This window comes from Pseudomonas sp. LBUM1666 (assembly GCF_059695775.1).
On record NZ_CP166789.1, the window covers coordinates 2906529 to 2932488 of the forward strand.

General features: G+C 59.1%; 22 protein-coding genes. 16 read left to right on the top strand and 6 right to left on the bottom strand.

Annotated elements, in window-relative coordinates; translation table 11 throughout:
• Window position 1: 1 nt before the first annotated feature.
• Window positions 2–1456: a transglycosylase SLT domain-containing protein gene (locus tag ACA056_RS13325; protein WP_497273319.1), complete on the bottom strand. Its 1455-nt coding sequence runs from the start codon at window positions 1454–1456 to the stop codon at window positions 2–4.
• A gap of 99 nt (window positions 1457–1555) precedes the next feature.
• Window positions 1556–2323 (bottom strand): hydroxyacylglutathione hydrolase, encoded by a 768-nt coding sequence (gene gloB / locus ACA056_RS13330; protein ID WP_497273320.1) that lies wholly within the window; start codon window positions 2321–2323, stop codon window positions 1556–1558.
• A 65-nt stretch (window positions 2324–2388) separates the two neighbouring features.
• Between gloB and ACA056_RS13335 the strand changes: the two genes are divergently transcribed.
• The 5 genes from ACA056_RS13335 (at window position 2389) to ACA056_RS13355 (ending at window position 7694) form a co-directional block, all read left to right on the top strand.
• Window positions 2389–3147 (top strand): methyltransferase domain-containing protein, encoded by a 759-nt coding sequence (locus tag ACA056_RS13335; protein WP_008152097.1) that lies wholly within the window; start codon window positions 2389–2391, stop codon window positions 3145–3147.
• 92 nt (window positions 3148–3239) lie between these two features.
• Entirely contained in the window at window positions 3240–3692 is a 453-nt protein-coding gene (rnhA, locus tag ACA056_RS13340; protein WP_008152099.1) for a ribonuclease HI, read from the top strand.
• A gap of 231 nt (window positions 3693–3923) precedes the next feature.
• Complete coding sequence (gene dnaQ / locus ACA056_RS13345) at window positions 3924–4682, top strand: DNA polymerase III subunit epsilon (RefSeq protein ID WP_497273321.1); 759 nt, start codon at window positions 3924–3926, stop codon at window positions 4680–4682.
• Between the two features lie 127 nt (window positions 4683–4809).
• Window positions 4810–7065: an Orn/Lys/Arg family decarboxylase gene (locus ACA056_RS13350; RefSeq protein WP_497273322.1), complete on the top strand. Its 2256-nt coding sequence runs from the start codon at window positions 4810–4812 to the stop codon at window positions 7063–7065.
• Window positions 7066–7079: 14 nt separating this feature from the next.
• Window positions 7080–7694, top strand: a complete 615-nt coding sequence (locus ACA056_RS13355) for a GNAT family N-acetyltransferase (protein ID WP_497273323.1) — start codon at window positions 7080–7082, stop codon at window positions 7692–7694.
• Here ACA056_RS13355 and ACA056_RS13360 read toward each other — a convergent pair.
• Window positions 7660–8553, bottom strand: a complete 894-nt coding sequence (locus ACA056_RS13360; protein WP_497273324.1) for a LysR family transcriptional regulator — start codon at window positions 8551–8553, stop codon at window positions 7660–7662. The two genes, ACA056_RS13355 and ACA056_RS13360, sit on opposite strands and share 35 nt — an antisense overlap.
• A gap of 88 nt (window positions 8554–8641) precedes the next feature.
• Entirely contained in the window at window positions 8642–8902 is a 261-nt protein-coding gene (locus tag ACA056_RS13365; protein WP_497273325.1) for a hypothetical protein, read from the bottom strand.
• 175 nt (window positions 8903–9077) lie between these two features.
• Here ACA056_RS13365 and ACA056_RS13370 point away from each other — a divergent pair, with 175 nt between their 5' ends.
• Both ACA056_RS13370 and ACA056_RS13375 read left to right on the top strand, forming a co-directional pair.
• Window positions 9078–9638: an NADPH-dependent FMN reductase gene (locus ACA056_RS13370; protein WP_497273326.1), complete on the top strand. Its 561-nt coding sequence runs from the start codon at window positions 9078–9080 to the stop codon at window positions 9636–9638.
• 221 nt (window positions 9639–9859) lie between these two features.
• Window positions 9860–11143: an arsenic transporter gene (locus ACA056_RS13375; RefSeq protein WP_497273327.1), complete on the top strand. Its 1284-nt coding sequence runs from the start codon at window positions 9860–9862 to the stop codon at window positions 11141–11143.
• 113 nt (window positions 11144–11256) lie between these two features.
• Here ACA056_RS13375 and ACA056_RS13380 read toward each other — a convergent pair whose 3' ends face one another.
• Complete coding sequence (locus tag ACA056_RS13380) at window positions 11257–12207, bottom strand: DUF1853 family protein (protein ID WP_497273328.1); 951 nt, start codon at window positions 12205–12207, stop codon at window positions 11257–11259.
• A gap of 112 nt (window positions 12208–12319) precedes the next feature.
• Between ACA056_RS13380 and ACA056_RS13385 the strand changes: the two genes are divergently transcribed.
• The 9 genes from ACA056_RS13385 to ACA056_RS13425 all read left to right on the top strand — a co-directional run bounded on the left by ACA056_RS13385 (window position 12320) and on the right by ACA056_RS13425 (window position 25089).
• Entirely contained in the window at window positions 12320–13210 is an 891-nt protein-coding gene (locus ACA056_RS13385) for an NAD(+) kinase (RefSeq protein ID WP_007906781.1), read from the top strand.
• The gene (locus ACA056_RS13390; RefSeq protein WP_497273329.1) at window positions 13210–14181 is read left to right on the top strand and encodes a metallophosphoesterase; all 972 of its coding nucleotides are present in this window, start codon (window positions 13210–13212) and stop codon (window positions 14179–14181) included. The genes ACA056_RS13385 and ACA056_RS13390 overlap by 1 nt, the downstream gene beginning before the upstream one ends.
• On the top strand, window positions 14178–15053 hold the full coding sequence (locus ACA056_RS13395) for a rhomboid family intramembrane serine protease (RefSeq protein WP_497273330.1): 876 nt from the start codon (window positions 14178–14180) through the stop codon (window positions 15051–15053). The genes ACA056_RS13390 and ACA056_RS13395 overlap by 4 nt, the downstream gene beginning before the upstream one ends.
• Before the next feature lie 29 nt (window positions 15054–15082).
• The gene (locus ACA056_RS13400; protein ID WP_008152127.1) at window positions 15083–15343 is read left to right on the top strand and encodes a YeaC family protein; all 261 of its coding nucleotides are present in this window, start codon (window positions 15083–15085) and stop codon (window positions 15341–15343) included.
• Window positions 15340–16170 carry a DUF2797 domain-containing protein gene (locus ACA056_RS13405; protein ID WP_102614773.1) on the top strand — a complete coding sequence of 277 codons (831 nt, stop codon included), beginning with the start codon at window positions 15340–15342 and terminating at the stop codon, window positions 16168–16170. Before ACA056_RS13400 ends, ACA056_RS13405 begins: the two co-directional genes overlap by 4 nt.
• 10 nt (window positions 16171–16180) lie before the next feature.
• On the top strand, window positions 16181–18838 hold the full coding sequence (gene pepN, locus ACA056_RS13410) for an aminopeptidase N (protein ID WP_497273331.1): 2658 nt from the start codon (window positions 16181–16183) through the stop codon (window positions 18836–18838).
• Window positions 18839–19075: 237 nt separating this feature from the next.
• Window positions 19076–20613, top strand: a protein-coding gene (locus tag ACA056_RS13415) for an IS3 family transposase (RefSeq protein ID WP_497266439.1) whose coding sequence is annotated in 2 segments (ribosomal slippage) — window positions 19076–19544 and window positions 19544–20613 — 1539 coding nt in all. Because the reading frame shifts where the segments join, the coding sequence is not laid out codon by codon here.
• A 989-nt stretch (window positions 20614–21602) separates the two neighbouring features.
• Window positions 21603–22676, top strand: a complete 1074-nt coding sequence (locus ACA056_RS13420; RefSeq protein ID WP_497273332.1) for a WD40/YVTN/BNR-like repeat-containing protein — start codon at window positions 21603–21605, stop codon at window positions 22674–22676.
• 28 nt (window positions 22677–22704) lie between these two features.
• On the top strand, window positions 22705–25089 hold the full coding sequence (locus tag ACA056_RS13425; RefSeq protein ID WP_497273333.1) for an efflux RND transporter permease subunit: 2385 nt from the start codon (window positions 22705–22707) through the stop codon (window positions 25087–25089).
• Window positions 25090–25202: 113 nt separating this feature from the next.
• Here ACA056_RS13425 and ACA056_RS13430 read toward each other — a convergent pair whose 3' ends face one another.
• A complete protein-coding gene (locus ACA056_RS13430) occupies window positions 25203–25922 on the bottom strand; it encodes a FadR/GntR family transcriptional regulator (protein ID WP_282483389.1) in 720 nt (239 codons plus the stop codon).
• Window positions 25923–25960 lie beyond the last annotated feature (38 nt).

Genomic DNA, 25960 nt, shown 5'->3' on the forward strand with positions numbered 1-25960 from the left:
ATCAGCGTGGGGAAGCCACCGTCAGCATCTGACCAGGCTTCAGCGCTTGGCCAACACGCGGGTTCCAGCGCTTGAGGTGCTGCATTTCAACGTTGAAACGCTTGGCCACCATGTACAGCGAATCGCCTTGCTTGACCTTGTATTGGGTCTGCGGCTTCTGTTTGTCAGCTTTACTGTTTGCTTTGCTGTTCGCTGCCACGACGGTGTTGACCCGACCGCTGCTGCGCTTGGCGGTGTCCTGCATGACCAGTGTCTGGCCGACCTTGAGGTTCTTGCCGGTCAGCTTGTTCCAGCGCTGAAGGTCCTTGACGTCGACCTTGTTGGCCTTGGCGATGGCGGCCAGGTTGTCCCCGCGTTTAACGCGGTAAGCGCGTTTGAGACTGGCGAGTTCGGAGTCGTCTGAGCCTTCGAATACCGGCTTGAGCGGCTTCTTGCTGATCAATTCTTCAGGACGCATGGTCGACAGGCTGGCGGTCAGCAGCTGCGCCTTGGACGTTGGCACCAGCAAATGCTGGGGGCCATCGATGGTGGTGCGCTGCTTGAAGGCCGGGTTGAGCTGGAACAGTTCGTCTTCGTCGATGTTAGCCACCGCGGCGACCTTGGACAGGTCCATGCGCTGGTTGATTTCGACGACCTGGAAGTATGGTTCGTTGGCGATCGGGTTCAGGTTCACGCCGTAGGCTTCAGGTGCCAGCACCACTTGCGACAGGGCCAGCAGCTTTGGCACGTAGGCCTGGGTTTCGGCCGGCAGCGGCAGGTTCCAGTAATCGGTCGGCAAACCGAGCTTTTCGTTGCGCTCGATGGCCCGGCTGACCGTGCCTTCGCCGGCGTTGTACGCCGCCAGGGCCAGCAGCCAGTCGCCGTTGAACATGTCGTGCAGGCGGGTCAGGTAGTCCATGGCTGCGGTGGTCGAGGCGGTGATATCGCGACGGCCATCATAGAAACGGGTTTGACGCAGGTTGAAGTAACGCCCGGTGGAAGGGATGAATTGCCACAAGCCAACCGCGTCGGCCCGGGAATAGGCCATCGGGTTGTAGGCGCTTTCAATCACTGGCAGCAGCGCCAGTTCCAGCGGCATGTTGCGTTCTTCAAGGCGTTCGACGATGTAGTGAATGTAGAGGCTGCCGCGTTCGCCGGCGTTTTCGAGGAAGGACGGGTTGCTGGCGAACCACAGGCGCTGTTGCTCGATGCGTGGGTTGACGCCCAGGCTGTCCTGCAACTGGAAGCCCTGGCGCATGCGCTCCCAGACATCTTGTGGAATTTGTGGAGTCGGTTTTTCGCTGAGCCAGATAGGTTTCTGTTTGGCTCGGGCGGCGATATTCGGAGTGTGTGTCGCTTCGGTCTGCGGCACATGGCTTGAGCAGCCCGCCAGAGTGGCGGACACAGCCACCGCGATGGCTTGAGCCAAGCGGGTCAATGCGTCTGAATTGATGGCTTTACGAATAGATGACGACATTGGCTGGAAGTAAGTTCCGGGCAAAAATGTCGGGCGATTCTAGAAAGCGCACCCCCTGCGGTCAACCATTCAGAATTTTTGTACCAGCGTGATGGCTATTTAGAACTTATCTTTCCAAGCACGCAGAGCAGCAAAAACTGCACTCGGAGCCCGGTTTTGGGTTCCATTCCGTTCGTCCACTTTTTCTTTAACGGATGTTTCGTCGACACGCAAAAACGGGTTGGTAAGCTTTTCAAGCGCCAGCGTAGAGGGCAGCGACATGATTCCGGCTTCACGTTGTGCGGTGACTTTTTCCAGACGTGCGGCAGTGTCCGGATTGCCCGGTTCTACCGCTGCGGCAAACTTCAAGTTGCTCAGGGTGTATTCGTGAGTGCAGTAGACCAGCGTATCTTCAGGCAGCGCGGCGAGGCGGGTCAGTGAGGTATGCATTTGCTCCGGCGTGCCTTCGAACAAGCGCCCGCAACCGGCGGCAAATAGCGTGTCACCGCAGAACAGCAAACCATGATGGTAATAGGCAATATGCCCAAGGGTGTGGCCGGGGACGGCAAAGACATCGAAGTCCCAGCCCAGCACGCTGACGCGGTCGTTGTCCTTGAGCGCCACGTCCCGGAGCGGGATGGTTTCGCTGGCCGGACCGTAGACTGTCGCGTCTGTCGCTTTTTTAAGCTGCTCGACGCCGCCGACGTGGTCATGATGGTGGTGAGTGATCAAAATATCACTCAACACCCAGCCCGGGTGCGCTGCGAGCCAGGCCTGCACTGGCGCGGCATCGCCCGGATCGACCACCGCGCAGCGCTGGGTGCTGTGGTCTTGTAACAACCAGATGTAGTTGTCGGTAAAGGCGGGCAGGGCACTGATCTGTATCATCGTCGGATTCGCCAAGCGGAAAACATTGGCGCATCTTAGAACTTCCTGGCGCGTTGGAGAATGCAATGACCGATAAAGCGTTCGCTCAGGCTGATCCTGAATGGCTGACATTGATCAGCGCGGCCCGTGAATGGCTGTCCGGCCCCATCGGGCAATTTCTGCTGGACGAAGAACGTCGCATGCTCGAAGACGAGTTGGGACGGTTCTTCGGTGGCTACCTGGTGCATTACGGTCCGTCGGCCCAAACACCGCCGTCGGCGCCGCAAGTCCAGCGCAATGTGCGGCTCGGCGCGCCGTTGCCGGGTGTCGAGATCGTCTGCGAAGAGCAGGCATGGCCTTTGAGCGAGCATGCCGCCGATGTGGTGGTGTTGCAGCATGGGCTGGATTTCTGCCTGTCGCCCCACGGTCTGCTGCGCGAAGCGGCGAGCAGCGTGCGGCCCGGTGGGCATCTGCTGATCGTCGGGATCAACCCCTGGAGTACCTGGGGCTTGCGTCACGTTTTCGCTCACGACGCCTTGCGCAAGGCTCGTTGCATCTCCCCGTCGCGAGTCGGGGACTGGCTGAACCTGCTGGGCTTCGCGCTGGAGAAACGCCGCTTCGGGTGCTATCGTCCGCCGCTTGCGTCACCCGCCTGGCAGGCTCGTCTGGCCGGTTGGGAGCGCAAGGCCGGTGATTGGCAACTGTCGGGTGGCGGCTTCTATTTATTGGTTGCGCGCAAGATCGTGGTGGGCCTGCGGCCCGTCCGTCAGGAGCGGCGCGAACCGATGGGCAAGCTGATTCCATTGCCGATGGCCAAGGTCAATCGTCGCCGCATCGATCCGTAATACACTTTTTATTTTCCCGGCCGGGTTTGCCCCGGCCTCGGGCATCGTCGATCACCGATTGGCGAGCCACCGCATTTTCTGGATAGATTGGCATGAGCGATAGCGTAGAACTCTTCACCGACGGCGCCTGCAAAGGCAATCCTGGCCCAGGCGGCTGGGGCGCTTTGCTGGTGTGCAAGGGCATTGAAAAAGAACTGTGGGGTGGTGAAGCCAACACCACCAACAACCGCATGGAGCTGATGGGCGCGATCCGTGGCCTTGAAGAACTCAAGCGCTCCTGCGACGTGCTGTTGGTCACCGACTCGCAGTATGTGATGAAAGGCATCAACGAGTGGATGGACAACTGGAAGAAGCGCGGCTGGAAAACCGCCGCGAAAGAACCGGTGAAGAACGCTGATCTGTGGAAGTTGCTGGATGAGCAGGTCAATCGCCACAACGTCACCTGGAAATGGGTGCGCGGGCACATCGGGCATCATGGCAACGAACGCGCCGACCAACTGGCCAATCGTGGCGTGGATGAAGTGCGCGGTTACAAGCAGGCCTGATTCAGTTTCTGCCAATACACCGCGTCGCGGCCATCGCGAGCAAGCTCGCTCCCACATTGGATCTCTATTGTGCGCAAATCCCCTGTGGGAGCGAGCTTGCTCGCGATGAACGATGACGCGATTTTGCTGAAAATCCACGGCGTTTGCATCACTTGGCGTGGCGCGCCGGATCCCGCGGGCGTGTTAACATCGCCGCTTTTGCACGAATGACCCGTTGAGAGCTGAGCACTGATGGCCACCAGATCCGTTGTACTCGATACCGAAACCACCGGCATGCCGGTGACCGACGGCCACCGGATTATCGAAATCGGTTGTGTCGAGTTGATCGGTCGGCGCCTGACGGGCCGGCATTTCCACGTTTACCTGCAACCGGACCGCGAGAGTGATGAAGGCGCCATCGGCGTCCACGGCATCACCAACGAATTTTTGGTCGGCAAGCCGCGCTTCACTGAAGTGGCTGAAGAATTCTTTGAATTCATCAAGGGTGCGCAGCTGATCATCCATAACGCGGCGTTCGACGTTGGCTTCATCAACAACGAATTCGCCCTGATGGGCCAGCACGATCGTGCGGACATCACGCAGCACTGCTCGATCCTCGACACCCTGATGATGGCCCGGGAACGTCACCCGGGGCAGCGCAACAGCCTCGACGCCTTGTGCAAACGCTACGGCGTCGACAACTCCGGTCGTGAACTGCACGGCGCCTTGCTCGACTCCGAGATCCTCGCCGACGTTTACCTGACCATGACGGGCGGCCAGACCAGCCTGTCCTTGGCTGGTAATGCTTCCGACGGCAACGGTTCCGGGGAAGGTGCGGACAATTCCGCCACCGAGATCCGCCGCCTGCCGGTCGATCGTCAACCGACGCGTATCATCCGTGCCAGCGAAGATGACCTGGCCCGACACGTGGCTCGCCTGGAAGCCATCGCCAAATCCGCCGGCGCGGCGTCACTCTGGCAACAACTGGCCGAGGCCAAGGCTCAAGCCTGATTTTCTCGCCACACAATGGTGCGCCCGACGACCTCCTTCGGGGCATCGCGCTCGCCACATGCGCTCGAACCCTCTACCCTGAGGTGATTGGCGGACCACGGTCTGCCGCCTCAGGACACTGAGCCTCATGTATAAAGATTTGAAATTCCCGGTCCTGATCGTCCATCGCGACATCAAGGCCGACACCGTCGCCGGTGATCGCGTGCGTGGCATCGCCCGGGAGCTGGAGCAGGAAGGCTTCAGCATTGTCTCGGCGGTGGATTACACCGAAGGGCGTCTGGTCGCTTCGACCCATCACGGTCTTTCCTGCATGTTGATTGCGGCCGAAGATGCCAGCACTCACTCTCATCTATTGCACAACATGGCCGAGCTGATCGGCCTGGCGCGGGTTCGTGCGCCCGACTTGCCGATCTTCGCGCTGGGTGAGCAGGTGACCCTGGAGAATGCTCCGGCCGACGCCATGGCCGAACTCAATCAGCTGCGCGGGATTCTTTATCTGTTCGAAGACACCGTGCCTTTTCTGGCCAGACAGGTCGCTCGAGCGGCACGCAAATATCTGGATGGTCTACTGCCGCCGTTTTTCAAAGCGCTGGTGCAGCACACGGCTGACTCGAATTATTCCTGGCACACGCCCGGCCATGGCGGCGGAGTGGCGTACCACAAGAGCCCGGTGGGTCAGGCGTTTCACCAGTTCTTCGGGGAAAATACCCTGCGTTCCGATTTGTCGGTGTCGGTGCCGGAACTCGGTTCTTTGCTCGATCACACTGGTCCGCTGGCAGAAGCCGAGGCCCGTGCTGCCCGCAATTTCGGCGCCGATCACACTTTCTTTGTGATCAATGGCACCTCGACCGCCAACAAAATCGTCTGGCATTCGATGGTCGCTCGCGATGACTTGGTGTTGGTGGATCGCAACTGCCACAAGTCGATATTGCACTCGATCATCATGACCGGCGCCATCCCGCTGTACCTGTGCCCGGAGCGCAATGAGCTGGGGATCATCGGCCCGATTCCATTGAGCGAATTCAGTAGCGAATCTATTCAGGCCAAGATCGACGCCAGCCCACTGACCAAGGGCCGGGCGCCCAAGGTCAAGTTGGCGGTGGTGACCAATTCGACGTACGACGGCCTCTGCTACAACGCTGAGCTGATCAAGCAGCAACTGGGCAACAGTGTCGAGGTCTTGCACTTCGATGAAGCCTGGTACGCCTACGCGGCGTTTCACGAGTTCTTCGCCGGGCGTTACGGCATGGGCACTTCCCGCAGTGAAAACGGCCCCCTGGTGTTCACCACCCATTCCACCCACAAACTGCTAGCGGCGTTCAGCCAGGCGTCGATGATTCACGTCCAGGACGGCGGCGCGCGGCAGCTGGATCGGGATCGCTTCAATGAAGCGTTCATGATGCACATCTCTACCTCGCCGCAGTACAGCATCATCGCTTCGCTGGATGTGGCTTCGGCCATGATGGAAGGCCCGGCCGGGCGTTCGCTGTTGCAGGAAATGTTTGACGAAGCGCTGAGTTTTCGCCGGGCGCTGGCCAATTTGCGCCAGCACATCGCCGCTGACGATTGGTGGTTTTCCATCTGGCAGCCGCCGTCGGTGGAGGGCATCAACCGTGTGGTCACCGATGACTGGCTGCTGCAACCCGACGCCGACTGGCACGGCTTTGGCGGCGTGACCGACGATTACGTGCTGCTCGACCCGATCAAGGTCACGTTGGTGATGCCGGGCCTGACGGCAGGCGGCGCCCTCAGCGAGCGTGGGATTCCGGCGGCGGTGGTCAGCAAATTCCTTTGGGAACGTGGGCTGGTCGTTGAAAAGACCGGGCTGTATTCGTTCCTGGTGTTGTTCTCCATGGGCATCACCAAGGGTAAATGGAGCACGCTGCTGACCGAGTTGCTGGAGTTCAAGCGCAGCTACGATGCCAATGTCAGCCTCGCGACGTGCCTGCCGTGCGTGGCGCAAGAGAATGTCGCGCGCTATCAGGGCATGGGTTTGCGCGATCTGTGCGATCAATTGCACGCCTGCTATCGCAGCAATGCCACGGCCAAACACCTCAAGCGCATGTACACAGTGCTGCCGGAAATCGCCATGAAGCCCTCTGACGCCTATGATCAATTAGTGCGTGGCGAAGTTGAAGCGGTGTCGATCGATGCTCTGGATGGGCGGATCGCCGCCGTCATGCTGGTGCCGTACCCGCCTGGGATTCCGTTGATCATGCCTGGCGAGCGCTTTACCGAGTCGACGCGCTCGATCATCGACTACCTGGCATTTGCGCGCACGTTCGATAGCAGCTTCCCGGGGTTTGTCGCTGATGTGCACGGATTGCAACACGAAGACGAGGGCAATGGACGGCATTACACCGTTGATTGCATCAAGGAATGAGGACCTTTCCCAGTATGCAACCGATCATGAATCCGAAATACCCAGGGCTGTCGGTGCGCGTTGCCGACGATGGTTTTGCAGCCTACATCTGGGGCAGTGATTTCAGTTTTGAAGTCGCGGCCTACGGCGCAGCCGAAATCGGCAAACCAGTGGAGCAGTGGCCGGTGACGCCGATCACGCCCTATCGCAAGTGCTACGGCATTGATCCCGAAGAGTTCAGCAGTTTCCGCGATGCCGCTGACAGCGCGATTTTCATGGCTTATCTCGATGATGAGCCTGTGGGTCACTTGGTGGTCAGCACCAACTGGAACGGCTTTGCCCATATCGACGAGTTGGCGGTGCATGCGCCAGCGCGCCGTCATGGTGTGGCCAAGGCGTTGCTGGATGTGGCGCAGTTCTGGAGTCGCAAAAAGAAACTGCCGGGCATCATGCTCGAAACTCAGAACAACAACCTGGGGGCCTGCCGGCTCTATGAGCGCAGTGGTTACGTCATGGGCGGAATCGATCACCTACGCTACCGCGGGATCGATCCGAACACCGCCGAAGTGGCGCTGTTCTGGTATCGATTGTTCGATAACCCGCTGGAAACCTCGCTTAGTTCGCCAACATCGCCACGGCTTGTTCCGTGATGATGCCCAGCAATGCCTGAACCGCTGACGATGGCTCGCCGTTCTTGAGGGTCAAGGCATAAAGGCTGATCGGCACGGCCGGCGCTAGCGGGCAGGCATCCAGCCCGGCCGATTTAGCCCCGAGGGCGGTGAAAGGGTCGACGATGGCCAGGCCTTCACCGGCCTCGACCATGCTGCGCATCATCTGATGAGTCTGTACCCGGGTCTGAATGACCGGGGCAGGGCGCAGGGCATGCAGCTTGTTTTCCAGCGCCGGGCTCAGCGGATCATGACCTTCCAGGCCCACCATCGATTGGCCGGCCAGGTCCTGCAGTGAGATGTACTTTTGTTTGGGTTGCAACCAGCCGTGGGGCGCGAGCAACTGAAGTTTCCCCTGGGCGATCATTTGGCAATGAATGTCGGTGTGATCGGGGTCATGCAGGCTCAGGCCCAGATCGCTTTCGCGCAGCAGCAGATTTCTGACGATCTCGCAGGTAGGTTGACTCAGAAGGGTGCAAGGCGCGTCAGGAAGGCGTCGGCGCAGGGCGGCAATGCTCTGTGGCAATAGCTGCTGTGCCAGGGGCGGCGTGCAGACGATCCGCAAGGGCGGAGCCTGATATTGCTTGAGGCTGTTGGCCAGCCGCTGAACCGGTTCGAGTGCTTCATAGACGTGGGCGATCTGGACCTGCAACTCCCGCGCCTCGCGCGTGGCCTGCAAGCGTCCACGCACGCTGGAAAACAGCATGAAACCCAACTGATCCTCGGCGTCGCGCAGAATTCCTTCGACTTCAGCCACAGGCAACTGCAGCCATTCGGCGGCGGTGCCCAGGTGACCGGTCTGCAAGAGCGCCTGGATCACTTCGATATGACGTAAACGCATGCGTGAAGTCCATGTTCAGCAGGTGAGGGAGTCAGTGGCTGAATCCTAACTCAAGTGCGCGCATATGACTTCTGCTCATAACACGGGGTTATGAAGCGACGTTGGTTTCCGGCAGCTTGCCGACATAGGTGTCGGGTTCGCGCACGATGGTCACGTCCGACTGCACCAGCAAAAACTGGTTCTCATCGAGTTTCCGCACGCGGTCGCCAATGGCCAGCTTATAAGTGGTGACAGGCACCGAGCCAGTGAGACCGTCTGCCGACGGGGTGGATTCCTGGAACTCATGCACGGAATAAACGCGGCCTTCCGCGTCTCTTGCATGGAACTGACCGACGAGTACTGCTGCCATCTGCTTAGAACCTCTGGGGATAAATCACTCAATTTGCGGCTCTGTAGACCGTGGTTGGGCGAGGTAAGTTTTCCTACAGGAAAAAAATAGTCAGGGGCGGCGTTTTCAGTCGCCCACTGGTTGAATCGTCATCTATAACTACTAGCTCTTTCCATCGGACAGTCGAGAATCCTCCATGAGCAACGTCTATACGATCGCTGTACTGGTCGGCAGCTTGAGAAAGGAATCGATCAATCGCAAGGTGGCGCTGGCCCTGGCCGACCTGGCGCCTGCCAATCTCAAACTGGTTATCGTCGAAATCGGCGATCTGCCGCTCTACAACGAGGACATCGATGGTGCTTCACCGCCGGCAGCCTACAGCACTTTCCGGCAACAAGTGAGCTCATCCGACGCGGTGCTGTTCGTCACCCCCGAATACAACCGTTCGGTGCCTGCGCCGATGAAGAACGCGATCGATGTGGGTTCGCGTCCCTATGGCAAGAGTGCCTGGAGCGGAAAACCTGGAGCGGTGATCAGTGCTTCGCCGGGCGCTATCGGTGGTTTTGGCGCCAACCATCACCTGCGCCAGTCCATGGTGTTTCTGGATGTGGCGTGCATGCAGCAACCGGAAGCCTACTTGAGCGGCGCCGGTTCAGCGTTCGACGAGGCGGGTAAACTGTCTGAGTCGCTAAAGCCGTTTTTGCAGAAATTCATCAATGCTTATGGTCTTTGGGTCGAACAACACAAGAAGGTGTGACAAATCTGGTGTAGGAGAAAGCATTGCACCTACAGGGTTCGGCTACAAATCATTGCATGTGATTAGGCTATAGCCCACCGATCTGTCGTATCAGCTGCCGAGCCCGCGAGGCAGCTACATCGACCCCGGTGCGTTTAGGAGCAGGGGAGCAAGTTTGGGCTTTACTCCGTTTGTGTCTTGCGGCTGAATCGCGGTTTGTTTTTCCGACAGGGCTGCGCTGCATGCTGATCGCATCGTTGATTTTCCTGCTGACCATCACCTTGGTGATCTGGCAGCCAAAAGGCCTTGGCGTCGGCTGGAGTGCGGTATTCGGCGCGGTGCTTGCGCTGATTTTCGGGGTCGTTCACCTGAGCGACATCCCGCTGGTGTGGCAGATTATCTGGAACGCCACCGGGACTTTTGTCGCGCTGATTGTCATCAGTCTGCTGCTGGACGAGGCGGGGTTCTTCGCCTGGGCGGCGTTGCATGTGGCCCGTTGGGGGCGGGGCAGCGGACGTAAGCTGTTTGCTTACATGGTGCTGCTCGGTGCGTTGGTGTCGGCGTTATTCGCCAACGACGGGGCAGCGCTGATTCTCACACCTATCGTGATTTCCATGCTGTTGGCGTTGCGCTTTTCCCCGGCGGCGACCCTGGCGTTCGTCATGGGCGCCGGTTTCATCGCTGATACGGCGAGTCTTCCGTTGGTAGTGTCGAACCTGGTGAACATCGTATCCGCGGACTTCTTCCACATCAGTTTCAACCGTTACGCAGCGGTGATGATCCCGGTCAACCTGGTAAGTGTCGCAGCGACCCTGGCGATGCTGATGTGGTTTTTCCGTCGTGACATTCCCAAGGATTACGACCCCGAGCAACTGGCGCATCCGGCTTCTGCGATCCACGACAACGCCACGTTTTATGCCGGTTGGGCCGTGTTGGTGATTCTGCTGCTCGGCTGCTTCGCGCTGGAACCGCTGGGGATTCCGATCAGTGCCATTTCTGCAGTGTGCGCGGCGTTGCTGCTGGCCATTGCCGCCCGTGGTCACAAGATTTCCACCCGCAAAGTCATCAAAGAAGCGCCGTGGCATATCGTGATTTTCTCGCTGGGCATGTACCTGGTGGTGTATGGCCTGCGCAACGCCGGGCTCACGGGGTATCTGGCCGGATGGCTGGATGGTTTTGCCGGTTACGGCGTGTGGGGCGCGGCCATGGGTACGGGCGTGCTGACGGCGCTGCTGTCATCGATGATGAACAACCTGCCGACGGTGCTGATCGGTTTGCTGTCGATCGATGCCAGCCAGGCGACCGGGGTGGTGAAGGAGGCGATGATCTACGCCAACGTCATCGGCAGCGACCTGGGGCCGAAGATTACCCCGATCGGTAGCCTGGCGACGCTGCTGTGGTTGCATGTGCTGGAGCGCAAGAGCATTCGGATCGGCTGGGGATATTACTTCAAGGTCGGGATTGTGCTGACGGTGCCTGTTTTGTTGGTGACGTTGGCGGCGCTGGCTTTGCGGTTATCGGTATAGACCGCGGCGGCCCCTTCGCGAGCAGGCTCGCTCCCACAGGGATCTTCGGCATAAGGAGATCAAATGTGGGAGCGATCCTGCTCGCGAAGAGGCCATTGCAGTCACCATAAATCTCAGCCACTGCCAGGAACGTTAGGCCAAAGATCCGCCACCAGAAACAGCCGCTCGGCTTCTTCCCAATCGCCTTGGGTGTTTTCTGTGAGTCGCACCAGCAACTGCGCCGGGGCCAGTGGCTCCAGATCGCGGAGCCAAACATTCAGCTGTTCCGTGCTCCAGGTCTGCTCCACCGGATAGTGCGCCGGTGCCAGCCAGGCATGGCGGGGCAGGGGTTGCCAGCGACCGAACGGGCGTTGCACGACAAAGTCTGCCCAGTCCTTCTGGTGCAGCCAGCTACCGCGTAAATGCAGGGGATGTGCGCCATTCGGTGGCTCGGCCGGTCCCGGCCACGGATACAGCAAATAACCGCCCAGCCACAAATGCGCGCTGAACTGCTGGATATCCAGCGCCGCCAATACTTCGCGGCTCTCCGGGCGCGCTGAAATCGGCAATTGATGCTGCGTCAGATGGGCCAGTTTGCGGTCCAGCCGATCGTGGCAACCGGGGCCGAGCCACTGCGCCGTGTCGTGTCCGTCGCCATTTTGCGGGCCAAGGTAAAGTTTGATCGCCAGTTCCAGATGATGCACGCCGTCGCGATCGCGCAGCAGCATGTCCAACTCGCCCAGCGTGTGGCCTTCGCGGCGGATCGGCATGTTGGCGGCAATCAGGTCGATACCCGGCGCGTGCCGCACGGCGTATTGCCAGAGGCGTTCGTAGTACAAGCCCAATCGCCGGGTTCGGGCCTGCGCCAGCCAGTGCAGCAAGTCATAACTGTCGTGATCGAGTTGCCGCAGCCACCGTTCCAGCCGCTCCGGTGCTTGTACCCAGTCACTGCCGGTCAGCGGATGACGCTGCGGCCACGTCGTGACGCCAAGCATCGGCGGCGCGAGGATGACCCAGGCCAGGTCGCGCACTTCGGGATGGCGCAACTGGTGGGGTAACTGCAGCAAATCGGGAAATAGGATCATCTTGCGAGCATAGCCTCAATCGTGAGTACACCGTTGTGGCTGAAAGGATTTTGTCTATCCCGCGCTTTCGCCCATAATCGTGTTTTTCGCCGCCGTAGACCTTAGGGGCCCCATGGAGCAATTTCGTAATATCGGCATCATCGGTCGCCTGGGCAGTTCTCAGGTGCTGGATACCGTTCGCCGACTGAAACGGTTTCTGCTCGATCGTCACCTGCATGTGATCCTCGAAGACACCATTGCCGAAGTGCTGCCGGGTCACGGCTTGCAAACCTCGTCGCGCAAGATGCTCGGCGAAGTATGTGACATGGTGATTGTGGTCGGTGGTGACGGCAGCCTGTTGGGCGCCGCTCGCGCGCTGGCCCGACACAATATTCCGGTGCTCGGCATCAACCGTGGCAGCCTGGGCTTCCTGACCGATATTCGCCCCGATGAGCTGGAAGTCAAAGTCGCCGAAGTGCTCGACGGCCACTATCTGGTGGAAAACCGCTTCCTGCTGCAGGCCGAAGTCCGCCGTCACGCCGAGGCCATTGGTCAGGGCGACGCGCTGAATGACGTGGTGCTGCACCCCGGCAAATCGACGCGGATGATCGAGTTCGAGTTGTACATCGACGGCCAGTTCGTCTGCAGCCAGAAGGCCGACGGCCTGATCGTCGCTACGCCGACCGGTTCGACTGCCTACGCGTTGTCGGCGGGCGGGCCGATCATGCATCCCAAGCTCGACGCTATTGTGATTGTGCCGATGTACCCCCATACCTTGTCGGGCAGGCCGATTGTGGTCGATGGCAACAGTGAGCTGAAAATCGTCGTGTCCAAAGATATGCAGATTTACCCGCAAGTCTCCTGTGACGGGCAGAACCACTTCACCTGCGCGCCGGGTGACACCATCACCATCAGCAAAAAGGCCCAGAAGCTGCGGCTGATTCACCCGCTCGACCACAACTACTATGAAGTCTGCCGGACCAAACTCGGCTGGGGCAGCAAGTTGGGTGGTGGAGGCGACTGATGCTCGATCCCGCGCGAAGCTACGACCTGATCGGTGACGTGCACGGTTGCGCTCTGACCCTTGAGCACTTGCTCGACCGGCTCGGTTACCAAAAACACGCTGGCGTCTGGCGGCATCCGTCGCGTATGGCGGTGTTCGTCGGCGACATCATCGACCGCGGTCCGCGGATTCGCGAAGCGCTGCACATCGTTCACGACATGGTCGAAGCGGGTCAGGCGCTGTGCATCATGGGCAACCATGAATTCAACGCCCTCGGCTGGAGCACGCCGGCGCCTCCGGGCAGCGGCAAGCAGTTCGTGCGTGAACACACCCCGCGCCATGCCCGTTTGCTGAACGAAACCCTGACCCAATTCGAAGACCATCCGGTTGACTGGCATGATTTCCTGCAATGGTTCTATGAGATGCCATTGTTCGTCGATGCCGGGCGTTTCCGCGTGGTGCATGCCTGCTGGGACTCGGGGTTGATCGAACCGCTGCGAGCCCTGTTCCCCAACGGTTGCGTCGACGAGCACTTCCTCCAGGCCTCCGCGGTGCCGGGCAGTTTTGCCTGCACCGTGTTCGACCGCCTGTTGCGCGGCACCGACATGCGCTTGCCGCACGGGTTGACCATGACCAGCGGCGATGGCCTGACGCGTTCGTTCTTCCGCACCAAGTTCTGGGAAGACGACCCACAAACCTACGGAGACATTGTGTTCCAGCCCGACGCCTTGCCCGAACCCGTGGCCCAGACGCCGCTGTCGTCTACCGAAAAAAACACCTTGCTGCGCTATGGCGTCGATGAGCCTTTGTTGTTCGTCGGCCACTACTGGCGCAGCGGCAAACCGGCGCCGATCCGGCCGAATCTGGCCTGCCTGGATTACAGTGCAGTGCTTTACGGCAAACTGGTCGCCTACCGTCTGGACCAGGAAACCCGCCTCGACCCGCATAAATTTGTTTGGGTCGATGTCGAGCGGCCGGAGGTGCTGCGATGAGCGCCGTTGCTGTTTTACGGCTGCCGCTGGCGGTGGACTTGAGCGGGTTCGTCAAACTGTTGCAGCGCATGCAGGTGCCGCATCGGGTCAGCGAAGAGGCGGGTGAGCAGGTGCTGTGGGTGCCGGCCAACATCAGCGAAGACGTGCGCTCGTTGTACGAACGCTTCCCGGCCGGTGATCCCGATCAACAGCTGGACATTCCGGTGGCGCAAACCACAAAGCGGCCCAGTTTCGTCGAGCAACTGCGCCACGCCAAGGCGACAGCGTTCGTGTTGCTGCTGAGCCTGCTTGTCGGCGCGGTGACGCTGCTGGGCGAAAACCTCGACACGATGCGCTGGCTGACCTTCCTCGATTTCCGCATTGTTGGCGAGTACATCCACTTCGTGCCCTTGGCCGACAGCCTGGCGGCGGGGCAATGGTGGCGTCTGGTGACACCGATGCTGATCCACTTCGGCATCCTGCACCTGGCCATGAACGGCATGTGGTATTGGGAACTGGGACGACGAATCGAGTCGCGCCAGGGCAGCATCAACCTGATTGGCCTGACCTTGCTCTTCAGCTTGGTGTCCAACTACGCCCAGTATTATTTCAGTGGCCCGACCCTGTTTGGCGGGTTGTCTGGCGTGCTCTATGGCCTGCTCGGGCATTGCTGGATTTTCCAGATATTGTCGCCGAACCGTGCTTATCGCCTGCCTCGCGGTGTGCTGGTGATGATGCTGGTGTGGCTATTGCTGTGCCTGTCCGGGCTGGTCTCGATGATCGGCTTCGGTGAAATTGCCAATGCGGCCCACGTCGGCGGGTTGCTCGTCGGATGCTTGACCGGTTTGTTGGGTGGTTTGTACAACCGCCGTAAACTGGCCGCCATAAATTAGTTATGTGAATAAAGAGCGCGGAGCCCTTGATGTCCTCTTTTAACGAAATGATCAACAACATCACCCCTGATATCTACCAGAGCCTGAAACTGGCGGTGGAAATCGGTAAATGGTCCGACGGTGGCAAACTCACCGCCGAACAACGCGAACTGTCGCTGCAAGCGATGATCGCCTGGGAAATCCAGAACCTGCCCGAAGACCAGCGCACCGGTTACATGGGCGTGCAGGAGTGCGGCTCCAAGTCAATCGAAGTGCCGAATATCCTGTTCAAATCGGATGCCGTCCATTGATCGAGATTGGCCGCGGTGCAATCAGCAAAATGTCGGCGCGCCTTGACGGGCCGAACGTGCAGTACGCGTTTCGTCTGGACGACGTCGAGGTGCCGGTCAATCCTTTGATCGGGACCACGGTGCGCCTGGAATACCTGGGGGCGATTCACTGCACCCATTGCGGACGCAAGACCAAAACCAGTTTCAGTCAGGGTTACTGCTACCCGTGCATGACCAAACTGGCCCAGTGCGACATCTGCATCATGAGCCCGGAGCGTTGCCACTACGACGCTGGCACCTGCCGTGAGCCGGAGTGGGGCGAGAAGTTCTGCATGACAGATCACATTGTGTATCTGTCCAACTCCTCGGGGGTGAAGGTCGGGATTACCCGCGCCACCCAGCTGCCGACCCGTTGGATCGATCAGGGCGCTCGTCAGGCCTTGCCAATCATGCGCGTCTCGACCCGTCAGCAGTCGGGCTTCGTCGAAGACCTGTTCCGCAGTCAGGTGGCGGACAAGACCAACTGGCGTGCTTTACTCAAGGGCGATGCGGTGTCGGTCGACCTGGCGCAGGTTCGTGACCAGCTGTTCGACAGCTGCGCAGAAGGATTGCAAAGTTTGCAGGAACGATTCGGCCTACAGGCGATCCAGACCATTGCCGATGTAGAAACGCTAGAAATCCGCTATCCGGTCGAGCAATACCCGGCCAAAATCGTCAGTTTCAACCTGGACAAGAATCCGATTGCCGAAGGCACGCTGCTAGGGATCAAAGGCCAATACCTGATCTTCGACACTGGCGTGATCAATATTCGTAAATACACGGCCTACCAGCTCGCCGTGCATCAGTAAGGACTCCAGCATGCGCACCGAACAACCGAAGATGATCTACCTGAAGGACTATCAGGCGCCCGAGTACCTGATCGACGAGACTCACCTGACCTTCGAGTTGTTCGAGGACCACAGCCTGGTCCATGCGCAACTGGTGATGCGCCGCAATCCTGAACGTGGCCCGGGCTTGCCGCCGCTGGTACTGGATGGCCAGCAGCTGGAATTGCTGTCGGTGACCCTGGCTGATCGCGAGCTGAGCGACGCGGACTACCAACTGACCGAGAATCACCTGACCCTGCACCCGACCAGCACCACCTTCACGGTCGACACCAGCGTCAAGATCCACCCGGAAACCAACACCGCGCTGGAAGGCCTGTACAAATCCGGCACGATGTTCTGCACCCAGTGCGAGGCCGAAGGCTTTCGCAAGATCACCTATTACCTCGACCGTCCGGACGTGATGAGCACGTTCACCACCACGGTGGTTGCCGAGCAGCACAGCTATCCGGTGCTGCTGTCCAACGGCAACCCGATTGCCTCAGGTCCCGGCGAAGACGGCCGGCACTGGGCGACCTGGGAAGATCCGTTCAAGAAACCTGCCTACCTGTTCGCGCTGGTGGCCGGTGATTTGTGGTGCGTCGAAGACACCTTCACCACCATGACCGATCGCGCTGTGGCGCTGCGCATTTATGTCGAGCCGGAAAACATCGACAAGTGCCAGCACGCCATGAACAGCCTGAAGAAGTCGATGCGCTGGGACGAAGAGGTCTACGGTCGCGAGTACGACCTGGACATCTTCATGATCGTCGCGGTCAACGACTTCAACATGGGCGCCATGGAGAACAAGGGCCTCAACATCTTCAACTCCAGCGCCGTGCTGGCCCGCGCCGAAACCGCCACCGACGCAGCGCACCAGCGGGTCGAGGCGATCGTTGCTCACGAATACTTCCACAACTGGTCGGGCAACCGCGTGACCTGCCGCGACTGGTTCCAGTTGTCGCTCAAGGAAGGCTTCACCGTGTTCCGCGATTCGGGCTTCTCCGCCGACATGAACTCGGCGACCGTGAAGCGCATCCAGGACGTGGCGTACCTGCGCACCCACCAGTTCGCCGAAGACGCCGGTCCCATGGCTCACGCCGTGCGGCCAGATAGCTTTATCGAGATTTCCAACTTCTACACCCTGACCGTGTACGAAAAGGGTTCGGAAGTGGTCGGCATGATCCATACCTTGCTCGGTGCCGAAGGCTTCCGCAAAGGCAGCGACCTGTACTTCGAACGCCATGACGGCCAGGCCGTGACTTGCGACGACTTCATCAAGGCCATGGAAGACGCCAACGGTGTCGACCTGACCCAGTTCAAGCGCTGGTACAGCCAGGCCGGCACACCGCGTTTGGCGGTCAGCGAGTCCTACGACGCGGCGGCGAAAACCTACAGCCTGACGTTCCGTCAAAGCTGCCCGGCAACCCCGGACAAGGTTGAGAAGTTGCCGTTCGTGATCCCGGTCGAATTGGGCCTGCTGGACTCCAAAGGCGCGGCCATTGCGTTGCGTCTTTCCGGTGAAGCCAGCGCTCAGGGCACCTCACGGGTCATTTCGGTGACCGAAGCCGAGCAGACATTCACCTTCATCGACATCGCGGAACAGCCATTGCCTTCGTTGCTGCGTGGCTTCTCGGCGCCGGTGAAACTGAGCTTCCCGTACAACCGCGACCAACTGATGTTCCTGATGCAGCACGACAGCGATGGCTTCAACCGTTGGGATGCGGGTCAGCAATTGTCGGTTCAGGTGCTGCAAGAGCTGATTGCTCAGCAGCAAAAGGGCGAGAAACTGGTGCTGGATCAGCGTCTGATTTCTGCCTTGCGCACCGTCTTGTCTGACGAGACGCTGGATCAGGCGATGGTCGCGGAAATGCTCTCGCTGCCGGGTGAGGCGTATCTGACCGAGATCAGCGAAGTGGCTGACGTTGACGCCATTCACATCGCTCGCGAGTTTGCTCGCAAGCAATTGGCGGACAATCTCTTCGAAGCGTTGTGGCTGCGTTATCAGGCCAATCGCGATCTGTCGAAGCAAACCCCGTATGTAGCCGAGGCCGAGCATTTCGCTCGTCGCGCATTGCAGAACATCGCGCTGTCATACCTGATGCTCAGCGGCAAACCGGAAGTGTTGGCGGCGACGCTGGAGCAGTTCGAGACGAGCGACAACATGACCGAGCGCCTGACGGCGTTGGCGGTGTTGGTAAATTCGTCGTTCGAAGAAGACAAGGCCACGGCACTGGCGAGTTTTGCCGAGCACTTCAAGGATAATCCGCTGGTCATGGATCAGTGGTTCAGCGTCCAGGCGGGCAGCGTGTTGCCCGGTGGTCTGGAGCGGGTCAAGGCGTTGATGCAGCATCCGGCATTCAACATCAAGAACCCGAACAAGGTGCGGGCACTGGTCGGCGCGTTTGCCGGGCAGAACCTGATCAACTTCCATGCGGCCGATGGTTCGGGTTATCGGTTCCTGGCGGATCTGGTGATTGAGTTGAACGGGTTTAACCCGCAGATCGCTTCTCGGCAGTTGGCGCCGCTGACTCGCTGGCGCAAGTATGACGACGCGCGTCAGGCATTGATGAAAGGTGAGCTGGAGCGGATTCGCGCTTCGGGTCAACTGTCTAGCGATGTGTTTGAGGTGGTCAGCAAAAGCCTGGCCTGACTCTGGGTTCGCTCCTACAGCGGTTCACCTGAACCCTGTAGGAGCTGAGCTTGCTCGCGATGGCGGCCTTAGAGCCGACCGGGATTTCTGATGGTGTACATATCCATTCCTGCGGTAACGGCCGCTTAGGGTTTCGCCCTTACGGCGACTCACTTTTTTTACAAACCCCTCCGTGTCAGGCTACCTGTCGCCCTTGTTGATTGACTCGTTCATTCAAGAGGGCGAAGGTACATATCGATGTCCAAGCTAGGCAAACGCTACGACAACGACTTCAAAGACTGGGTCGTTTTGCAAATGATGCCGCCCCTCAATCGATCAGTGGCAGAACTTGCCGTTGCGCTCAATCTCACGCCACAGTCGCTGCGAAATTGGAGACAAATGGCTAGAGATAAAGGCTTGATCGTTCCGGGAAACGGCAAGACCAGTGACCAATGGTCTAGCGCCGATAAATTCAATGCTGTCATGGAAACCGCGCCGTTGAGCGAGGTGGAGATCTCTCAGTATTGCCGAATCAAAGGCATTTACCCTGAGCAAATCCAACAGTGGCGAATGGCATGCCAAAACGCCAATCCGGTCGTTGATCTCAACTCTCGAACCTCTAAGACGGCCGAGCAACGGCGTATCAAAATACTTGAGCGTCAATTGATTCAGTCTGATGCCGGACGTGCGGAGGCGGTGGCCTTGCTGGATCTCAGAAAAAAAGCCAATGCGATCTGGGGCAAGGACAAGGAAGACTGATCGACGCCTCTGATCGTACGCAAGCCATGAAGTTGATTGCAGACGCGGTACTCAATGGCGCTCGTCGATATCGAGCCTGCAATGAGTTGGGGCTGAGCCTGCGCACAGTCCAACGCTGGCGACACGCTGACTGTGACGGACGACGGCTGGCTCAACGGGCAGCTCCGGCTAATAAGCTCAGTGAGACAGAACGCCAAGCGGTGCTTGATGCTGCCAATCAGGCTGGCTACGCCAGCCTCACCCCGCACCAAATCGTTCCAAAACTAGCGGATGAAGGCATTTATCTGGCTTCGGAGTCGACGTTTTACCGTGTGTTAAAAGCCGCCAATCAAAACGTGCGCCGTGGTCGTACCAAGACCCCGAAACGCAGAGTACTGACGACGCACCGTGCTGACGCACCCAATCAGGTGTGGTGCTGGGATATCACCTGGCTGCCCAGCACCGTCAAAGGCCGTTTTTTCTACTGGTACATGGTCAAGGATGTCTACAGCCGCAAGCTGGTCGCTAATGAAGTGCATGAGGTGGAATGTGCCGAACACGCGTGTGAGTTGCTCAGAAAGGGATGCTTGCGGGAGCACACAGCGGGTCGTCCGTTGGTGTTGCACTCGGATAACGGCCACGTTATGAGAGGCTCTTTATTACGTGAAAGCATGATCGCCCTGGGCGTCGAGCCGTCCTTCAGCCGGCCGAGGGTGAGCAATGACAACGCTTATGCCGAGGCGCTTTTCCGTACCGCCAAGTACTGCCCACTCTGGCCGGATCAACCATTTGATACGGTCACTGAAGCAAGGCTTTGGGTGCAGAAATTTATCGAGTGGTACAACGAAGATCACCGCCACAGCGCCTTGAAATACGTCACGCCGAACGAACGCCACGAGGGCAAGGCGACGGTTCTATTACAAGCTAGAGCAGTGCTTTATGAAGACGCCAGGGACGCTAATCCGAGCCGCTGGAGTACTCGGACACGCAACTGGAAGCTGGCAGATGCGGTGTATTTAAACCCAGAGCGCCCTGAGGTTAAGGGTGCAGCTGGCTAACAACAGTTGGAACAAGGTGACAGGTACCTTGACACGTACCGAAACGCCTAAAAAAAGTAAGCAAAAAAACGCTCGCCCCGAGCGTCCGGCCCCTCGCTTAGGCTCGGCGTTCCTTCGTTCCGGCATTCATCTGGGGGCATCGCCTCCGGTTGGCTTCGCTTCAACCTCCTCTCGATGTGTTCGACTTCGTCGAACGGCGCTGCGCGCCTACCCCCCAGATGAACACCTCCACTCAGCCTCCCGAAGGGGCGGGTGAATCAAGATCAAGAGCTGCAGGCGAGCTAACGCTCGGCCTGTTGAGTGGTGAGAAGCGAAAAGCGAACACCAATCTCCTGTGGGGGCGAGCTTGCTCGCGAAGCTGTTGATCTTGTCGTTGTCGTTGTCGTTGTCGTTGCCGTTGGCTTTGGCTTTGGCTTTGGCTTTGGCTTTGGCTTTGGCTTTGGCTTTGGCTTTGGCTTTTGACGTTGATCTTGATCTTTCGCCCCTTCGGCAGGCCGAGTGGAGGTGTTCATCAGGGGGTAGGCGCGTAGCGCCGTGCGGCGAAGCCGCACACATCGAGAGGAGGTCGTCGCGAAGCAGACCGTAGGCGATGCCCCCTGATGGATACCGGAGCGAGGGAACGCGGAGCTTTAGCGAGGCGCCGTACGCCGGGGCGAAGCCTTTTGCTTACTTTTCGGCGTTTGGAAAAGTGAGTCGCTGTAGGAGCGAAACCGTAAGTAGCCATTACCGCAGCAACGGATATGTACCCCATCGAAATCAAGCATCCGAATGTCCTGCCATTCAGCGACCTCCCATACCCCCCAGGTTAACAAAACATAACGTGGCGTCGATTGTCAGACCTTTCCAAACCCCGATAGGATAAGCCAGCTTCCGAAGGGGCTCTAGATTGCGTATTTCAGGACTATGCTTCAGAAAAGGCAATCGCAAAGAGCACCCTTATGGCGCCCAGAAAGGTTGAACGACCTAACAATAATAATGGGGGAAGGTCTATGAGTGAGCCTGTCATGGGTGTGGGTATCTGCCGCCCGCCGGCATTACGCAAATTCGCGTTGCTGGCTACAGCGCTCTCGCTGTTGGGCTGTGCCGTGCTGTCGGCACCTGTGCTGGCCGCTGCTGCGCCAGCATCCGACATTGTTTATTCCGTTGAATCTGCCAAAGCCAGCAAGAGCCTGATGCTCGACGTCGTGCACGCCGGCAAGCGCCTGGTGGCGGTCGGGGATCGCGGGCACATTTTGTATTCCGATGACCAAGGCGCGACCTGGACCCAAGCCAAGGTGCCGACGCGGCAACTGCTGACGTCGGTGTTTTTCGTCGACGACAAACACGGCTGGGCTGTCGGCCATGACGCGCAGATCCTCGCGAGCGAGGACGGCGGCGTCACCTGGACCAAGCAATTCGAAGATCTGAAACGTGAATCACCGCTGCTCGACGTCTGGTTCCAGGACGTCAACAGCGGCTTTGCCGTGGGTGCTTACGGCGCATTGCTGGCAACCACCGACGGCGGCAAGAACTGGGAAGACGTCAGCGATCGCCTCGACAACGAAGACCAGTACCACCTCAACGCCATCGCGGCGGTCAAGGATTCCGGACTGTTCATCGTCGGCGAGCAGGGCAGCATGTTCCGCTCCGCCGACTGGGGCCAGACCTGGGAGAAGCTTGAAGGCCCATACGAAGGTTCACTGTTCGGCGTGATCGGCACCGCTCAAGCCAATACGCTGCTGGCCTACGGGCTGCGCGGCAATCTGTTTCGCTCCACCGATTTCGGTACGACCTGGGAGCCGATTGAACTCAAGGCCGCTCGCGGTGCGCTGGAGTTCGGTCTGTCCGGCGCGACGCTGCTCGACGACGGTTCCATCGTGATCGTCGGCAACGGTGGCTCGGTGATCCGCAGCAACGACAACGGCGAAACGTTCAGCGTGTTCAACCGTCCGGATCGCATTTCCGTTTCGGCAGTCACCGCAGCGGGCAACGGCAATCTGATTCTGGCAGGACAGGGTGGCGTTCGCGTCACTTCGCCAACTGGCGCCGGCGCAGAGAATGGAAAAAACGGGTCGTCCAAATGAGCCGGGCAAATAATAAGAAGGCGGGTCTATGACATCCTTGAGCAGTCATCATCAAGACAAGGCGACGTTTCTTGAACGCCTGATTTTCAACAACCGCCCGGCAGTGATCACCATCTGCCTGCTGGTGAGTATCTTTCTGTTCTGGCAGGCGACGCTGATCCGGCCGTCCACCAGTTTCGAGAAAATGATCCCGCTCGAGCATCCGTTCATTCAAAAGATGATGGAGCATCGCAATGATCTGGCGAACCTGGGCAACACGGTGCGCATCTCGGTGGAAGCCACTGATGGCGACATCTTCTCCAAGGAGTACATGGAGACTCTGCGTCAGATCAACGACGAGGTGTTCTACATTTCCGGTGTTGACCGTTCCGGCCTCAAGTCGCTGTGGAGCCCGAGCGTACGCTGGACCGAAGTGACAGAGGAGGGCTTCGCCGGTGGTGAAGTGATTCCGCAGAGCTACAACGGTTCCCAGCAAAGCCTCGACCTGTTGCGCAACAACGTGCTCAAGTCCGGTCAGGTCGGGCGTCTGGTGGCCAACGACTTCAAGTCGAGCATTGTCGATATCCCGCTGCTGGAGTCCTACCCGGACCCGCAGGACCAAGGCAAGTTGCTGGCGCTGGACTATCGCAAGTTCTCTCACGAACTCGAAGACAAGATCCGCAACAAATTCGAAGCCCAGAATCCTAACGTGCAGATCCACATCGTCGGTTTCGCCAAGAAAGTCGGCGACCTGATCGATGGGCTGGTCATGGTGGTGATGTTCTTCGGCGTCGCCTTCATCATCACCCTGATCCTGCTGTACTGGTTCACCAACTGCATGCGCAGCACCGTGGCGGTGTTGAGCACCACGTTGGTGGCGGTGGTCTGGCAGCTCGGTTTGATGCACTTCTTTGGCTTCGGGCTTGATCCGTATTCGATGTTGGTGCCGTTCCTGATTTTCGCCATTGGTATTTCCCACGGCGTGCAAAAGATCAACGGTATCGCCTTGCAGTCCAGTGAGGCAGACAACGCCTTGACTGCGGCGCGGCGCACGTTCCGTCAGCTGTTCCTGCCGGGGATGATTGCGATCCTCGCGGATGCGGTGGGTTTCATCACACTGCTGATCATCGACATCGGCGTGATTCGTGAACTGGCCATCGGCGCGTCTATCGGCGTGGCGGTGATCGTGTTCACCAACCTTATCCTGCTGCCAGTGGCAATTTCCTACGTCGGCATCAGCAAACGTGCCGTCGAACGCAGCAAGAAAGACGCGCACCGCGAACACCCGTTCTGGCGTCTGCTGTCGAATTTTGCCAGCCCGAAAGTGGCGTCGGTGTCGATTGTTTTGGCCTTGTTGGCCTTCAGCGGCGGCCTCTGGTACAGCCAGAACCTGAAAATCGGTGACCTGGATCAGGGTGCTCCGGAACTGCGTCCGGACTCGCGCTACAACAAGGACAACAACTTCATCATCAGCAACTATTCCACCAGTTCCGACGTGTTGGTGGTGATGGTCAAGACCAAGTCCGAAGGCTGCTCGCGCTACGAAGCCATGGCGCCGATCGACGAGCTGATGTGGAAGATGCAGAACACCGAAGGCGTGCAGTCGGCGATCTCGCTGGTGACCGTGTCCAAGCAGATGATCAAGGGCATGAACGAGGGCAACCTGAAATGGGAAACCCTGTCGCGTAACCCGGACGTGCTGAACAACTCGATCGCTCGGGCTGATGGTCTGTACAACAACAGTTGCTCCCTGGCGCCGGTGCTGGTGTTCCTCAACGATCACAAGGCCGCCACGCTGGATCGCGCCGTGCATGCAGTGCAGGACTTCGCCAAGGAGAACAATAAGGAAGGCCTGGAATTCATCCTTGCCGCCGGTAACGCCGGGATCGAGGCGGCTACCAACGAGGTGATCAAGGAATCGGAGCTGACCATCCTGATCCTGGTGTACATCTGCGTGGCGACCATGTGCATGATCACCTTCCGCTCCTGGGCCGCGACCTTGTGCATCGTGCTGCCGCTGGTCCTGACCTCGGTACTCGGTAACGCCCTCATGGCCTTCATGGGCATCGGCGTGAAAGTCGCAACCCTACCGGTTGTGGCGCTTGGGGTGGGGATTGGCGTGGACTACGGGATCTACATCTACAGCCGCCTGGAAAGCTTCCTCCGTGCTGGTCTGCCGTTGCAAGAAGCGTACTACCAGACGCTGAAGTCCACCGGTAAAGCCGTGCTGTTCACCGGCCTGTGCCTGGCGATCGGCGTGTGCACCTGGATCTTCTCGGCCATCAAGTTTCAGGCCGACATGGGCTTGATGCTGACCTTCATGCTGCTCTGGAACATGTTCGGCGCACTGTGGCTGCTGCCAGCGCTGGCACGGTTCCTGATCAAACCGGAGAAACTGGCGGGGCAGAAGGGCAATTCGCTGTTCGCTCACTGATCGAACTGCAACAAAAAAGCCGCAACCTAATCTGGGTTGCGGCTTTTTTGTTTCTCAAATTTCACACCATACCCTTGTGGGAGCAAGCTCGCTCCCACAGTGTGCAGTGGCGATCATGAGAGATCAGTGCCGAGCACCGCATTCAACGCACTACGCGCATCATCCAGCTGCACCAACGTCGCATGCCGGGCACCCAGCGCATCACGATTCTCGATCGCCGTCAGAATTGCCTTGTGCCGTGGCAACGCCAACTCATGCAGGTTCGGCCGCTGGTTGGAATGCTTCAACGCTTCGGCAATCGCCACCGACAGCATGTTGCACAGGTTGGCCAGCAAGTCGTTGTGGGTTGCATCAGCGATCCGGCTATGGAAATCCAGGTCCGGTTGCAGCAGCGCTTCTGGTGTCGGCGCGGCTTCCATGCGTTGGTAGGCTTCACCGATGGAGGCGATGTCATCGTCGGTGGCGAACTGCGCGGCGAGGGCGGCCGCAGCGGGTTCGATGATGCTGCGCACGCTGGTCAACAGGTCGAAGAATTCATTCTGCGGGCTGCTTTGCATCAGCCAATGCAAGACGTCCGGGTCGAGCATGTGCCATTCCTTGCGCTGCTTGACCACTGTGCCCACTCGCGGACGGGAATACACCAGACCCTTGGCGACCAAAACCCGGGTGGCTTCACGCAGGACTGGACGGCTGACCGCGTACTCCTCGCACAACAGGGCTTCGGCGGGCAGTTTGTCACACGGCTTGAAGCGCCCGGAAACGATCTGCATGCCCAGTTCCTGGACGATGCGCGAATGCATGCTTTTGCGGTCGGAGGGTTTGCGGTAATCCATGGGGAACGGCGCGATCCTGGGTGATGGGGTGCCGCGCA